This window comes from Solwaraspora sp. WMMD1047, from assembly GCF_029626155.1.
Lineage (GTDB): Bacteria > Actinomycetota > Actinomycetes > Mycobacteriales > Micromonosporaceae > WMMD1047.
Genome location: NZ_JARUBL010000001.1, coordinates 6,968,089 through 6,981,575 on the forward strand (window position 1 = coordinate 6,968,089; position 13,487 = coordinate 6,981,575).

General features: G+C 75.6%; 9 protein-coding genes and 3 pseudogenes. 4 read left to right on the forward strand and 8 right to left on the reverse strand.

Going from position 1 to position 13,487, the window contains the following annotated elements:
* Nucleotides 1-140: 140 nt before the first annotated feature.
* On the forward strand, nt 141-2,183 hold the full coding sequence (locus O7627_RS31940; RefSeq protein ID WP_278097157.1) for a type VII secretion protein EccE: 2,043 nt from the start codon (nt 141-143) through the stop codon (nt 2,181-2,183).
* On the opposite strand, the pseudogene O7627_RS31945 reads toward O7627_RS31940, so the two are convergent.
* The 7 genes and pseudogenes from O7627_RS31945 to O7627_RS31975 form a co-directional block, all read right to left on the reverse strand.
* Nucleotides 2,166-2,927 (reverse strand): annotated as a pseudogene (locus O7627_RS31945) (hypothetical protein); the annotation flags it as partial. The gene O7627_RS31940 and the pseudogene O7627_RS31945 overlap by 18 nt on opposite strands.
* Nucleotides 2,928-3,070: 143 nt before the next feature.
* Nucleotides 3,071-3,892, reverse strand: a pseudogene (locus O7627_RS31950) (serine/threonine-protein kinase); the annotation flags it as partial.
* A gap of 94 nt (nt 3,893-3,986) precedes the next feature.
* Nucleotides 3,987-4,400, reverse strand: coding sequence for a hypothetical protein (locus tag O7627_RS31955; RefSeq protein ID WP_278097158.1), 414 nt, complete (start codon nt 4,398-4,400; stop codon nt 3,987-3,989).
* Between the two features lie 186 nt (nt 4,401-4,586).
* A pseudogene (locus O7627_RS31960) lies at nt 4,587-8,201 on the reverse strand (adenylate/guanylate cyclase domain-containing protein); the annotation flags it as partial.
* Entirely contained in the window at nt 8,198-9,064 is an 867-nt protein-coding gene (locus O7627_RS31965; RefSeq protein WP_278097159.1) for an MBL fold metallo-hydrolase, read from the reverse strand. The gene O7627_RS31965 and the pseudogene O7627_RS31960, both read right to left, overlap by 4 nt.
* A 70-nt stretch (nt 9,065-9,134) precedes the next feature.
* Nucleotides 9,135-9,593, reverse strand: a complete 459-nt coding sequence (locus O7627_RS31970) for a RidA family protein (RefSeq protein ID WP_278097160.1) — start codon at nt 9,591-9,593, stop codon at nt 9,135-9,137.
* Nucleotides 9,590-9,745: a DUF4177 domain-containing protein gene (locus tag O7627_RS31975; RefSeq protein ID WP_239676687.1), complete on the reverse strand. Its 156-nt coding sequence runs from the start codon at nt 9,743-9,745 to the stop codon at nt 9,590-9,592. Before O7627_RS31975 ends, O7627_RS31970 begins: the two co-directional genes overlap by 4 nt.
* Nucleotides 9,746-9,977: 232 nt before the next feature.
* Between O7627_RS31975 and O7627_RS31980 the strand changes: the two genes are divergently transcribed.
* The 3 genes from O7627_RS31980 to O7627_RS31990 are packed head-to-tail and all read left to right on the forward strand — an operon-like array spanning nt 9,978 to nt 13,168.
* The gene (locus O7627_RS31980; protein ID WP_278097161.1) at nt 9,978-10,919 is read left to right on the forward strand and encodes a hypothetical protein; all 942 of its coding nucleotides are present in this window, start codon (nt 9,978-9,980) and stop codon (nt 10,917-10,919) included.
* Between the two features lie 44 nt (nt 10,920-10,963).
* On the forward strand, nt 10,964-11,962 hold the full coding sequence (locus O7627_RS31985) for an ArsA-related P-loop ATPase (protein ID WP_278097162.1): 999 nt from the start codon (nt 10,964-10,966) through the stop codon (nt 11,960-11,962).
* A 57-nt stretch (nt 11,963-12,019) separates the two neighbouring features.
* Nucleotides 12,020-13,168: an ArsA-related P-loop ATPase gene (locus O7627_RS31990; protein ID WP_278097163.1), complete on the forward strand. Its 1,149-nt coding sequence runs from the start codon at nt 12,020-12,022 to the stop codon at nt 13,166-13,168.
* On the opposite strand, the gene O7627_RS31995 is transcribed toward O7627_RS31990, so the two are convergent.
* Nucleotides 13,155-13,451, reverse strand: a complete 297-nt coding sequence (locus O7627_RS31995; protein ID WP_278097164.1) for a WhiB family transcriptional regulator — start codon at nt 13,449-13,451, stop codon at nt 13,155-13,157. The two genes, O7627_RS31990 and O7627_RS31995, sit on opposite strands and share 14 nt — an antisense overlap.
* Between the last annotated feature and the right edge of the window lie 36 nt (nt 13,452-13,487).

Genomic DNA, 13,487 nt, shown 5'->3' on the forward strand with positions numbered 1-13,487 from the left:
GTTACCGGTGGCGACGGTCGCCATCGTCGATGGACCGGTCCTCGTCGGCTCGGGAGGTCGTCGCGGTGTCGTTGGACAGACGAACTCCAGCACCGCCCCGACCGGCTCCCGGTCCCCGGCCGCCCGCATCGTCCCCGCCAGTGCCCGCCGGCACCCCGCCGGCAGCTGCCGGCCCAACCGTGGCGGCGGTGCCCGGTCCGGCCGGCCCGCTGCTCGGGATTCTGGCCGGCCAGATCGTCACCGCCCAGGTCGCCCTGGTGCTGCCGGTCGCCGCCGCCGGGCACGGCCCCCTCGTCCTCGGTGCGGCCGGGCTGGCCGCCGGGCTGCTCATCGCCGCCGCCTGGGTCCGGGTCCGACGGCGCTGGCTCTTCGAATGGGCCGGGCTGGCCATCCGGTACGCCCTGCGGCGTCGCCGGCTCGACCCCGGCGACCCGGGCGCGGACCGATCGGCGGGCCTGCTCGACCTGGTCGCGCCCGGCTGCACGCCGATACCGGCGGACCAGACCGGGACCGGCCCCGCCGTGCTGGCCGACGCGACCGGCCTGACCGCGATCCTGGAGCTCGGCAATCCCGACCTGCTGCTGACCGACGCCCCACTGCCACTGCCGTCGCCGCGCGACCTGCTGCCGGCGGTCGGCCCGGAGTCCCCGCCGCTGCGGGTGCAGCTGGTCTTGGCCGGCACGCCAGCACCCGCCGTCGACGGTGCCGGCGATCCACCCGCGGGTGCCGGCAGCCACCTGCCCGCCGGTCGCGGCGGCGTGCCCGCGGGTCGCAGCGGCCTGCCCGCTGGTGGCGGTGGCCTGCCCGCGGGTGGCGGCGGGGTGCCCGCGGGTGGCGGCGGGGTGCCCGGTGGTGGCGGTGGCCACCTGCCCTCCGGTCGCGGCGGCGGGCTACCCCCGGTCGGCGGCGGACTGCCCCCGGTCGACCACGGCGGTCAGCTGTCCGCCGTCTCGTACCGGCAGCTTGTCGCCGATCGGCCGGTCGGTTACCAGCGGGCGCTGGTGGCGGTGCGGGTGCTGCGCACCGGAGGCTGGTCCGACGACGAGCTGGGCCGGGCCCTGTCCGGCGCGGTCCGCCGGGTGCGCCGCCGGCTGGCCCCGGTGCCGGTCCGCCCGCTCGGGGAGCGCGCCGCGCTCGGCGTACTCGGGGAACTGGCGCACCACGACGGCCGGCGACCGGCCCGGGAGAGCTGGCAGTGGCTCGCGGCCGGCGGGCTTCGGCAGGCTGCCGTGCGGGTGGACCGCTGGCCGCAGCCGGGTACCGACGCCGCCTACCGCCTGGTGCCGCGGCTGTTGGAGCTGCCCGCCGCCGCCGTCACCGTGGCGATCGGCGCCGGGCCGGGGTCGGTCGCCGGATCGGTTCCGGTGGACCTGACCGTACGCCTGACGGCCGGCGACGCGGCCGGGCTGACCGCGGCGGTACGGGGAATGCGCCGGCTGCTCGATGCCGGCGGCGGGTCGGCGCGGCGGTTGGACGGTGAACACCTTGCCGGGCTGCGTGCCACCCTGCCCCTGGGTCTGGCGCCGGCCGGCCGGGGGCGGCCGCCCGCCGGATCGGACGCGCTGGACCTGCCGATGGGCGGCGCCGGGTTGATGATCGGGGCCAACCGCCATGGTACGGCCGTCGGCGTCCGGCTGTTCCGCCCCGAGCCGACCGGGGCGGTCCTGATCGGCGGTGTCCGGCCGGCGCAGCTCATCGCGCTGCGGGCGATGGCGCTCGGGGCCCGGGTGGTGGTGCAGACCACCCGGCCGGGCGCCTGGAACCCGTTCGTCCGCGGGGCGGCCGGGGCCGGCGAGCCAATCCCCGTCATCCCGGCCGGCCGGGGTCTCACCGGGCCGCCGGCCACCCCGCTACGTCCGGTACTGACCATCGTGGACGTCGGACCGGTGGCCGCCGCCCCCGCCCGGACCGGGGCCTGGCAGGCCCGGCTGGTGGTCCGCGACGAGGTGACCGCGACCGACGTCGACCCGCTCGCCCGGGCCGACCTGGTCATCCTGCAGCCGCTGCGACCCGCCGAGGCGGCGTTGGCCGGTCCCGCGCTCGGGCTGGGCGACTCCGCGGACTGGCTGACCCGGATCCGGGACGACATGGTCGGCCTGGTGAACCGGCGGGTGCTGCGCTGGGCGCGGCTTGCCGTCACCCCGATCGAGGCGCGCCTGGTCGGCTCACCGACCCGCCGCTGACCGGGTCAGCGGCCGAGGGTGGGGCCGTCGAGTTCGCCGGCACCCTGGCCGGCCAGGCAGCGGAAGGACCGGTCGCCGACCGCCAGCGCGTCGCCGGTGGGCGGCAGCACCTCGAACTGCCAGCCGGCGGTGTCGATCAGCAGCGTGGTGGAGCGGAAGGTGTTCTCGCCGCAGACCTGCCGCACCACCGGGTCGGCCTTGACCGCCTCGTGGTCGGTGGCGGTCAGTTCGGCGGGCAGGTCGCCCTTCGCGTACGTCTCCCAGGTGTGCCGGCCGGCGCAGGGGACCCGCTCGGCCCGGGCACCGGAGCCGCTGACCCGGACCGGGCCGAAGCACTCCATCTCGGCGGGGCACCTGCCACCGCCCGGAAGCGGCACCAGGCAACCCCGCAGCGCACCGCCGGTCAGCAGTGGTGGCGTCGGGCTGGGCGGCTGCGGGCTGCGGGCGCTGCCGGTCGGGGCCGGCGTCGGCAGGTTGCTGCTCGCCGCGTACCAGGAACCGGCGGCGACGCCGACGAGCAGGGCGACCGCCGCCAGCCCGCCGAGGAACCACTGCCACCTGGTGGGCCGGCCGGGGGTCGGAACGGTCGGGTGGTTGCCACCGGAGAGGCCCGGCGGGTAGCCGCTCGACTGCGGCCACCCCGATCCGGGTGGGCCGGGGATCGGGCCACCCGAGCCCGACGCCCAGGACATCGGCCCCCCGGACGTCGGCGCCCCGGACGTCGGCGCCCCGGACGTCGGCGCCCCGGACGTCGGCGCCCCGGACGTCGGCGCCCCGGACGTCGGCGCCCCGGACGTCGGCGCCCCGGACGTCGGCGCTCCCGAGGTCGGCGCTCCCGAGGTCGGCGCGCCGGAGACGGGGATGATCAGGCCGGGTGCCGACGGCCGCAGCGGTACGGCGGCGAGCAGGTCGCGCAGTTGTTCGGCCGACGGCCGGTGCGCCGGGTCGTTCGCCATGCCGAGCCGGAGCACGTCGACCAGGGCGGACGGGATGCCGGGCAGCTCCGGCACCGGCCGGTTGAACAGCTCCATCACCCCGATCAGGCTCGGGTTGAGGTCGTCGGACCAGCGCGGCGGCCGACCGTTCATCACGGCGTAGAGGGTGGCGCAGAGCGCGTACACGTCGACGGCCGGGCCGGGCGGGTGGTGGCTGAACATCTCCGGCGGCGCGTACGCCGGGGTCAGCACCTCAAGGGTGACCGTGGCGTCCCGGCTCTCGGCGATGATCGCCAGGCCGAAGTCCGCCAGCGCGGGCTCGTTGAACCGGGAGTAGAGGATGTTCGCCGGTTTGACGTCGCGGTGCAGCACCCCGAGCTGATGCGCGTCGGCGAGCGCGTCGGCGATCTTCACTCCGACGTCGCGCGCCTCCGCCGCGCCGAGCGGCGAGTTGCGCATCCGGTCCGCGTACGAGCCGTCGCACATCTCCATGATCAGGTACGGGTGCTGGTCGGCGGTGACTCCGACGTCGAAGAGGTCCACGACGTGCGGGTGTGAGGACATCCGGCCGGCGGCCCGCGCCTCGCGCATGAATCTGCGCTGGTCGCGTTCGCTGTCCAGGGAGCGGTTCTCCACCTTGACCGCCACCTCGCGCCCGACGGACTGCTGGGTGGCGCGGTAGACGGTGGCGTAACCGCCTCGGGCAAATACGTGTAAATCGGTCAGACCTGGCACGACCGGCAGCGGTAGCGCGCCCGCCGGGGTGTTCCTCACAGTGTCGAAAATACCGAACGACCCGGGAGCGCCGGCCGTCCGCACCGACCGCGTCCCGAAACGGCCGGCCGCCCGGCGACGAGCCGCGGGCGGCTCAACCGGCACCCCGCCGGCGTTCGACCGCGAGCGCGATCCCCGTGGCCAGCGCACCGACGGCCTCCCAGACGGCGACGCCGATGAACCGGACCGGCGCGGTGTCGGTGAGCACCAGCGTGGTGAACACGGTGAACGTGACCAATCGGAAGATCACCGTGAACCGGAAGAACGGCCGCCAGTCGGTGACCGCCGCCAGCAGGTAGTAGACCCCCATGTTGAAGGAGGCCATCGAGGACGCGGCCATGAACGTCCGGGTGTAGTCGCCGTCGGCCCGGCCGGCGTCGTCGAGCACCTCGAAGCCGAGCAACACCAGCAGCGAGTCCGGCCAGACCAGACCGACCGCGCCGAGCAGCAGCGCCGTTCCGCCGAAGACCGCGACTGTCCAACCCGAAGCGGATCGTGGCCACCTCATGCGTCCCCCAAGCACCAAGGACATCCACAATGGATGATCGAGCCCGGCTGACCCGAAGTGGACCTACGCTAGCCGCTGACCGGCCGCGCCGACATCCCCGGGGCCGGCCGAACCGGCGACCGGTTCGGGTGCGGCGCCGACGCCGACCGGCACCGCCGCTGATCCGCCACCGACCGGTCCGCCACCGGCCAGCCGGTCGCGCAGCGCCTCGGCCCGGGCCCGCTCACTGGCCTGCTCCGTCGAGTACGCCAACCGGACCGCCTCGTCGGCGACGGCGCGCGCCTCGGCCGGCTGGTCGGTCGCGGCCAGCACCTCGGCCAGCACCTCGGCGGCGAGCACCTGACCGCGGACGTCCTCACCGGGCGCCCGCACCGCCCGGCGGGCCCAGTCCAGGGCCTGGTCCGGGCTGCCCGCCGCCAGCAACGCCGAGGCGTACCGGGCCAACGCCTGACCTTTCGAGAAGAGCAGCGACCCGGTGCCGCCGGTGGTGGCGACCGGCGCCAACAGGGCGACCGCGGACGCTGGATCCCCGGCCGCCAGGCGCGCCGTGGCCAGCAGCACCCGGGGACCGACCTGGGCCGGCGCCATCGGGTTGTGCGGCTCGATGGCGGCCAGCACGGCCCGCGCGTCGCGCTCGGCCGCCGCCACGTCCCCCATGTCGAGGGCCACGAAGCCACGCAGCGTGCCCGCCATCCCGGTCAGCAGCGGATGCCCGGTGCGCTCGCCGTAGGTGAGGGCGTCGCCGAGCAGGTCGACGGCGTGCGCCGGCTCCCCCAGCCCGCGGGCCACCGCCCCCCGCACCACCAGCGAGAAGCCCCGCCCCCAGTCGTCGGAGGCGGCGGCGAAATCCCGGTACGCCCGGCGGGCCTCCCGGTCCGCCTCGGCCAGGTCGCCCAGTTCGGCGGCGGCGTACGCCTCGACGGCGCGCAGCGTACCCACCGCCCACGCCTCGCCGACCCGCTCCCCGAACGGCAGGAACAGCCGGGCCAGCCGGCGGGCCTCGGCCAGCCGGCCGGCGAGCAGCCGGGCGAACGCGGTCGAGCCGCGCAGCCAGGCCCGGCCGACCGGATCGCCGAGCTCGGCGAAGATCCGGGCGGCGCGGCCGAGCACGGCATCGGTGCCGGCGAAGTCACCGCGGGTGGTGGTCACCCAGGCCAGGTTCTGCAGCGACCAGGCCTGGCCGCGCAGGTCGCCGGCCGCCAGGTTGACCTGGTACGCGGCCGCGAACCGGCTACTCGCGGCGCTGAGCCGGCCGCCGAGGAAGTCGGCCATGCCGAGCCGGCGGGTCGCCGAGGCCTGCGGCCCCGGTAGCTCGGCGGCGGTCGCCACCTGCAGGGCGTCCTGCCAACTGGCGACAGCCCGCTCCTGATCACCGAGCGCCTGGTACGCCTGCCCGGCGACGAGCAGCGCACCGGCCCGGGCCGCCGCGTCCTCGCCCGCGTTGGCGCCGATCTTCTCGGCGAACGACAGCGCCTCGGACGGCCGGCCGACCTGCAGCAACGCCCGGGCGTGGATGAGCCGTTCGGCGCGGGGCAGGGACTCGCCGGCCAGCGCGGCGGCCCGCTCGGCGTACTCGATCGCCAGCACCGGCTCGCCGGCGGCGATGGCCCGGCGGGCGCCCCGGCTCAGGGCGGCCACCCCGAGCGGCAGCACGGCCCGCGCCTCGGCGTCCGCCCGCAGCCCCACCGCGTCGGCGAGCTCGGCGGCCCGTTCGACGTGCATCGCCACGAAGGCGTCCCGCTCGCCGGCGGGCAGGGCACCGGCCGACGGTCCGCCAGCGGCGGGTGTGCCCGGTTCGTCCGGGCCGGCCGCCCAGTGGGCCAGGGCGGCGTGCCGCTCCGCCAGATCCGCCTTGCCGATCCCGGCGTACGCGGCCTCCCGCATCAGCGGCGTGGCGAAGACGTACCCGTCGCGCCCCCGGTGCAGCATCCGGCGCTGCAGCAGCTCCTCCACGGCGCGGTCGAGCTCGACGGCGACCACGGCGGTGGGCCGGCCGTCCCGGCCGGTCCGCCGTTCCCGCAGCGCCTCCAGGCTGCCGGGCGGGACGGTGTCGCCGACGACGGCGGCGTCCCGCAGCACCGACCGGGCCTCCGGCGGGAGCGCGTCGATCCGGGCCGCCAGCACGGCGGCCAGGTCGCGGGAGAGCAGCCGGCTGCCGAGCGAGCCCGGGGTCAGCCGCCAGACGGCGCCCTCGGCCTGGCCCCGGACGCTCGTCAACGCGCCGCGCTCCATCAGCAGGGTGACCAGCTCGGCCAGGTAGAACGGGTTGCCCTGGGCGGTGGAGAGCAGCCGGTCGGCGTCCACCTGGGGCAGTTGGCCGCCCCGCAGGTAGGTGGTGAGCAGCCGCGCCGCGTCGCCGCCGCGCAGCGGGGGAAGCGCGTGCACCTCGGCGTCGGCGATCGAGGTCAGCGCCCCGGCGGTGCGGACCAGCTCCGGGCGGCCGAGCATCAGCACCAGGACCGGGCCGGTGAGCCGGGAGAGCGCGAAGCCGAGTGCCTCGGTCGTCTCCGGGGTGGCGTCGTGCAGGTCGTCGACGATCACCATCAGCGGGGTCTCGGCGGCCAGCGCGCTGAGCAGCTCCGCGACGGCGGCGGGCATCGCCTCGGCGTCCGGCGTCCCGCCGCTGGTGGTCCACTCGGCGGTCTCCGCCGGCACGCCGGGATGTGCCGGGGGCGGGTCGCTGTAGCCGAGCAGGGCGAGCAGCAGCTCGGTCGCGACCGGCGGCGGGTCGGGCCGGTGCCGGCTCAGCCGCTGGCCGAGCCGGCGCAGCCGCTCCTCCACCACCGCCCGGGTGACCGTGGTGGCCGGCCCGCTGGGCAGCCCGATCGCGGCCCGGACCAGGTCGGCCAGCGGGGCCATCCGGCGCCGTTCGCCGAACGCCGCGCACTGCACGGAGAGCACCCGGGCACCGGCGTGGGTGGTGATCCGGCGCCCGGTGGCGCCGAACGAGCGGGCCACGTCGTAGCCGGCGGCCAGCCGTTCGACCTCGGTGGCGAACCGGGTCTTGCCGAGCCCGGCCTCGGCGGTCATCACCAGCAGCCGGGGCTCCCCGCGGTCGATCACCTCGGTCAGCCGGCCGGCGACCCGGCCCAGCTCCGGTTCCCGGCCGACGAACGGTGCCTCGTCGCCGATCCCAGACCGGGTGCCGGGCGCGTCGTGCAGACCGAGCAGCTCGTACGCCTCGACGGGCTCCCGTTTGCCCTTGAGCCGCAGTGGTCGCAGCTGCCGCCAGGAGGCCACCCGGCGGGTGGCCCCGGCGGTGCGGACCCCCGCGTAGACCGCGCCGATCGCGGCGGCGTCGGCCAGCCGGGCGGCGGTGTTCACGGTGTCGCCGATGACGGTGTATTCGATCGACGCCTGGATGCCGGCGACCACCTCGCCGGTGTTGAGGCCGACCCGCAGGCCGAGCGGGGCGCCGCCGCCGCGCTCGTCGTCGAGCACCCGGCGGACGGCCCGCTGCATCGACAGCGCCGCCCGCACCGCCCGCTCGGCGTCGTCCTCGTGCGCGACCGGCGCGCCGAAGACGGCCATGATGCCGTCGCCGGTGAGCTTGTCGACGTGCCCGCCGAAGGTCTTCACGGCGCCGGCCAGCGCGGCCAGCACCCGGTCGGTGACCGCGCCGACCCGCTCCGGGTCGAGGTCCTCCGACCAGGAGGTGAAATCGGACAGGTCGCCGAAAAGCACGGTAACCACCCGACGTTCGGCGGCCGGCAGGGTGGCCGCGGCCGGCAACGCGGCGCCACAGTTGTGGCAGAACCGCGCGCCGGGCACGGCGACGGTTCCACACACCGGGCAGGTCACTGTGGTTCCAACCGCCCGGCCCCGGGTGCCGATTCCCGGTCGGGCCGATCCTGATCCTGGCCGGTCGCGGTGCCCTGCCGGGCGAGATAGCTCAGTTGGGCCCGGACCGACCACTCGGCCGCCCACCACAGCGAGCGGTCCACGTCGGCGTAGATCCGGGCCACCAGCTCCGGAGCGCTGGTCACCCCCTCGGCCACCAGGGCGCGGACCTGGTCGAGCCGGGCCCGCCGGTGGGCGAGGTAGAACTCCGCCGCGGCGGCGCAGTCGGCCAGCGCCGGGCCGTGGCCCGGCAACGCCACCACCCCCTGGTACGCGGTGAGCGTCGCCAGGCTGGTCAGGTATGCCCCGAGGTCGCCGTCCGGGTGGGCGACCACGGTGGTGCCCCGGCCCAGGACGGTGTCGCCGGTGAGCACCACCCGCTCCCGGTCGACCTCGGCGAGAAAGCAGACCGAGTCGGCGGTGTGACCCGGCGTCGGCAGGACCGTGATCCGCACCCCGCCGGCCAGGAACCCGGCGCCGGTCGACCACTGGCCGGTGCCCCGGCGGTGGGTCGGGTCGGCCGCCAGCACGTCGATCCCGCCGAGCAGCTCGGCGACCCGGTGCGCCCCCTCGACGTGGTCGGCGTGCCCGTGCGTGATCAGCACGGCGTCGGCCGGCCCGTGCTCGACGATGCGAGCCAGGTGGGCCTCGTCGAGTGGGCCCGGGTCGACCACCACGGCGCGGTCGGCGCCGGGCCGGCGCAGCAGCCAGGTGTTGGTGCCGTCGAGCGTCATCGGCCCCGGGTTCGGGGCGCGCAGCAGCGTCACCCACCCCGGTAGCCGGTCGGCCAAGGCCGCCACCGGCACGGTCACATGCCCGGCCATGGCTGCGATGGTACGACCCGCCCCTGACGATCCGGTTGCGAGTTTCGGTCGAACCCGCGTTCGGTCGCGGTCAGGCCACCTCGACGATGACCTCGACCTCGACCGGGGCATCGAGCGGCAGCTCGGCCACCCCGACCGCGCTGCGGGCGTGCCGGCCGGCCTCGCCGAAGACGGTGCCGAACAGGTCGGAGGCGCCGTTGATCACCGCGGGCTGGCCGGTGAAGCCGTTCGCCGAGGCGACGAAGCCGGTCAGCTTCACGATCTTGACCACGTTCTCCAGGCCGACAAGCGAGTCGATGGCGGCCAGCGCGTTGAGGGCACAGCGCTGGGCGAGGTCCTTGGCGTGCTCGGCCGAGACCCCGTCGCCGACCTTGCCGGTGGCCAGCAGCTTCCCGTCCGCGATCGGCAGTTGGCCGGAGACGTAGACGTGCTGGCCGGACTGCACCGCCGGCACGTAGGACGCCACCGGCGGGACGACCTCGGGCAGGCTCAGCCCCAGCTCGGCGAGTTTGCCGTGCGGACCGGTCACGACTTGGGCCGCTTGAGGTAGGCCACCAACTGCTCGGGGTTGGGGCCGGGGATGACCGCGACCAGTTCCCAGCCGTCCTCGCCCCAGTTGTCGAGGATCTGCTTGGTCGCGTGCACCAGCAGCGGAACTGTGGCGTACTCCCACTTCTGCATCGCTTGCGGACTCCCTTTCTGCGGCATTGCTCTACGGTGGCGTGGCTTCTGAGGCGACAGCCTACGGGCCGCCCGGGCCGCCCGGTCCGGGACTGGCAGGAGGGCGTTACCCTCACGCTCGGGCGAGCGCCTATGCTCCGTCACCACGCAGGTGCACAGCGCCAGCTCCATCGACGACCGGCCGACCACCCGGCCACCGGCGGGCCAGGCCCACAGCGGGGGAATGAAGATCATGACGCAGCCACCCGGCGACGGCGCAGCGCAGCCACCTCGCGACCCGTGGTCGGCCGGCCCACCGGCGACCGATCCGCCCACCGGGCAGCCCGCCAGCGACCCGCCGCCGTCGGCCCAACCTTCCGGCCCTCCCTTCGGGTACCCCGGCGCCCAGCCACCGCCCGCCTACCCCAGCAACCAGCCGACCTCCGGTTACCCCGGCGACCAGCCCACCTCCGGATACCCCAGCAACCAGCCGACCTCCGGTTACCCCAGCAACCAGCCCACCTCCGGATACCCCAGCAACCAGCCCACCTCCGGATACCCCAGCAACCAGCCGACCTCCGGATACCCCAGCAACCAGCCGACCTCCGGATACCCCGGCGGTCAGCCGACGCCCGGCTATCCCCCCGGCCAGCCAGCGTCCGGATACCCCGGCGGCCAGCCGATGCCGGGGTATCCGCCGCCCGGTCAGGCCGGGCCGGGTTACCCGCCGCCGGCCGGCGCGGTGCCGCCGAAGAAGCGGCGCGGCCTGCTGATCGCCTCGATCTCGCTGGCGGTGGTGCTGCTGCTCTGCGGCGGCGGTGGCCTCTCCGCCTTCCTGCTGTTGCGCGACGCCGAGGATGGCGAGGGCGCGCCGGACCCGGTCGCCGCGGTCGATTCGTTCCTGCGCGCCGTCTACACCGACAAGGACGCCGCCGCGGCGGCCGGCCTGGTCTGCCGGGAGGCCCGGGACCGGGCCGAGATCGACCGCAAGGTGGCCGAGGTCGAGCAGTACGCGCAGACCTACCAGTCCCCGGTCTTCCGCTGGGACCCGCCCGCGGTGGTCGAGGAGAACGACGACCACACGCTCGTCTCGGCCAAGTTGATCATGACAACCGGCGACGAGAAGATCTCCGAGCAGGAGCTCCGCTTCACCGTCGTACAGAAAACGGGTTGGTGGGTTTGCGAGGTGGCCTGACCGGCGCCGGTGGCTGGGCTGAACTGGGTGGATAGGCTCGACGGGTGGGATCGGGCGAGGGACTGGCGGACCAGCTCGGCGCGGCGTGGCCGAGCCGGCTGCATGTGGTGACCGGCAAGGGCGGCACCGGCAAGACCACCGTCGCCGCCGCCCTGGCCTTGGCCCTGGCGACCGGCGGCCGGCGGACCCTGCTGGTCGAGGTCGAGGGGCGGCAGGGCCTGGCCCAGCTCTTCGGCACCCAGCCGCTGCCCTACGAGGAGCGGCGGATCGCCACCGTCTCCGGCGGCGGCGAGGTGCGGGCGCTCGCGGTGGACGCCGAGGAGGCGCTGCTGGAATACCTGGACATGTTCTACAAGCTCGGCGCCGCCGGCCGCGCCCTGCGCAAGTTCGGCGCGATCGACTTCGCCACCACGATCGCGCCGGGGCTGCGCGACGTGCTGCTCACCGGCAAGGTCAAGGAGGCCACCACCCGGACGGCCGACCGGCGCCGGGTGTACGACGCGGTGGTGCTCGACGCCCCGCCCACCGGCCGGATCGGCCCCTTCCTGAACGTCACCGCCGAGACCGCCCGGCTGGCCAAGGTCGGCCCGATCAAGACCCAGAGCGAGGGGGTGGCGGCGCTGCTGCGGTCCCCGATGACCGCGGTGCACGTGGTGACCCTGCTGGAGGAGATGCCGGTGCAGGAGACCGTCGACGCCGTCGCCGACCTCACCAAGCTGCGCATCCCGGTCGGCCGGGTGATCGTCAACGGCACCCGGCCGCCGGCCCTGGCCGGCCGGGTCACCCAGGCCGACCTGCGCCGGGGCCTGGCCGCCGCCGGGCTGCCCACCGACCGGGCGACGGTGGCCGGGCTGCACGCCGAGGCCCGCGACCAGGCCACCCGACGGGCGCTGGAGGAGTCGCTCCGCTCGGAGCTGCTGGAGCTGGGGCTGCCGTTGACCGAGCTGCCGCTGTTGACCGACGGGGTGGACCGGGCCGGCCTGGACGCCCTGGCCAGCCGCCTCGCCGGAGCCGACGCCGGCCGGCCGGACAGCGCCGATTGACTCACACTCGGCCGCTGCCACCGGTCGCCGGCGTGCCAATGCCGATACGCTCGGTTCGTGCCAACTGATCACCCGGCGCCGCGCCTGGACGTCGACCAGATCCTCGCCGACCCGGGCGTACGGATCATGGTCTGCTGCGGGGCGGGCGGGGTGGGCAAGACGACCACCGCGGCGGCGTTGGCGCTGCGGGCGGCCGAGCGGCACGGGCGGCGGACGGTCGTGCTCACCATCGACCCGGCGCGCCGGCTGGCGCAGTCGCTGGGGCTGACCGAGCTGGACAACACCCCGCGCCAGGTGAAGGGGATCGACGTCGAGGCCAGCGGCGGCGAGCTGCACGCCATGATGCTGGACATGAAGCGCACCTTCGACGACGTGGTGCTCGCGCACACCGACCCGGCGAAGGCGGCGGAGATCTTCGCCAACCCCTTCTACCAGGCGATGAGTTCCACCTTCGCCGGTACGCAGGAGTACATGGCGATGGAGAAGCTCGGCCAGCTGCACGCCCGCGGCGAGTGGGACCTGATCGTGGTCGACACGCCGCCGTCGAGGTCGGCGCTGGACTTCCTGGACGCGCCGGCCCGGCTCTCCCGGTTCCTCGACGGCCGGATGCTGCGGCTGCTGATGGCCCCGGCCCGCAGCGGCGGGCGAAGCATGTTCAGCCTGGTCACCGCCTCCTTCGGGATGTTCTCCCGGGTGGTGCAGAAGGTGCTCGGCGCGCAGCTGCTCACCGACCTGTCGGGCTTCGTGGCGGCCTTCGACTCGATGTTCGGCGGCTTCCGGCAGCGCGCCGAGCAGACGTACCGGGTCCTGCAGGCGCCGGAGACGGCGTTCCTGCTGGTCGCGGCGCCGGAGCCGGACGCGGTCCGGGAGGCCGCCTACTTCGCCGGGCGGCTCGGCGAGGAGCGGATGCCGCTGGTCGGGCTGGTCCTGAACCGGGTGCACCGGACGGTCGTCGAGACGCCCACCGTCGAGCAGAGCCTGGCGGCGGCGACCCGGCTGGCCGAGCTCGGTGGCCACCAGAGCACCGTCGAGACGCTGCGGGCGCACGCCGCGCTGGCCCAGCAGGCGGTACGCGAGCGCGCGGTGGCCCGGGTCTTCACCGACGCGTTCCCCGAGGTGCCGACCGTGGCGGTCACGGCACAGCCCGCCGACGTGCATGACGTCGACGGGCTACGCACGATCGGCGCCGCGATCAGCCTGCGGTGACCAGCGACTTCTCCTTGTCCCGCAGCGCGGCTTCGAACATCTTGCGCCAACTGGCGACCTGCGGGTGCCGGCGCAGCAGAGCCCGCCGTTCCCGTTCGGTCATGCCGCCCCACACGCCGAACTCGATGCGGTTGTCGAGTGCGTCCGCGAGGCACTCGTACCGCACCGGGCAGCTCCGGCAGATCCGCTTCGCGACGTTCTGTTCGGCGCCCTGCACGAACAGCGCGTCAGGGTCGCCGTCCTGGCACGCCGCCAGTGTGGGCCAGTCTGTGATCATGCCCATCTGTTCCTGTCCCCCCTTGCAGTCCAGCCGCCGGCC

Excerpts from the sequence above, each read along its gene's own strand:
- O7627_RS31955 (WP_278097158.1), bottom strand. The coding sequence starts at position 4,400 with ATGAGGTGGCCACGATCCGCTTCGGGTTGGACAGTCGCGGTCTTCGGC.
- O7627_RS31965 (WP_278097159.1), bottom strand. The coding sequence starts at position 9,064 with ATGGCCGGGCATGTGACCGTGCCGGTGGCGGCCTTGGCCGACCGGCTA.
- O7627_RS31975 (WP_239676687.1), bottom strand. The coding sequence starts at position 9,745 with ATGCAGAAGTGGGAGTACGCCACAGTTCCGCTGCTGGTGCACGCGACC.
- O7627_RS31980 (WP_278097161.1), top strand. The coding sequence starts at position 9,978 with ATGACGCAGCCACCCGGCGACGGCGCAGCGCAGCCACCTCGCGACCCG.
- O7627_RS31995 (WP_278097164.1), bottom strand. The coding sequence starts at position 13,451 with ATGGGCATGATCACAGACTGGCCCACACTGGCGGCGTGCCAGGACGGC.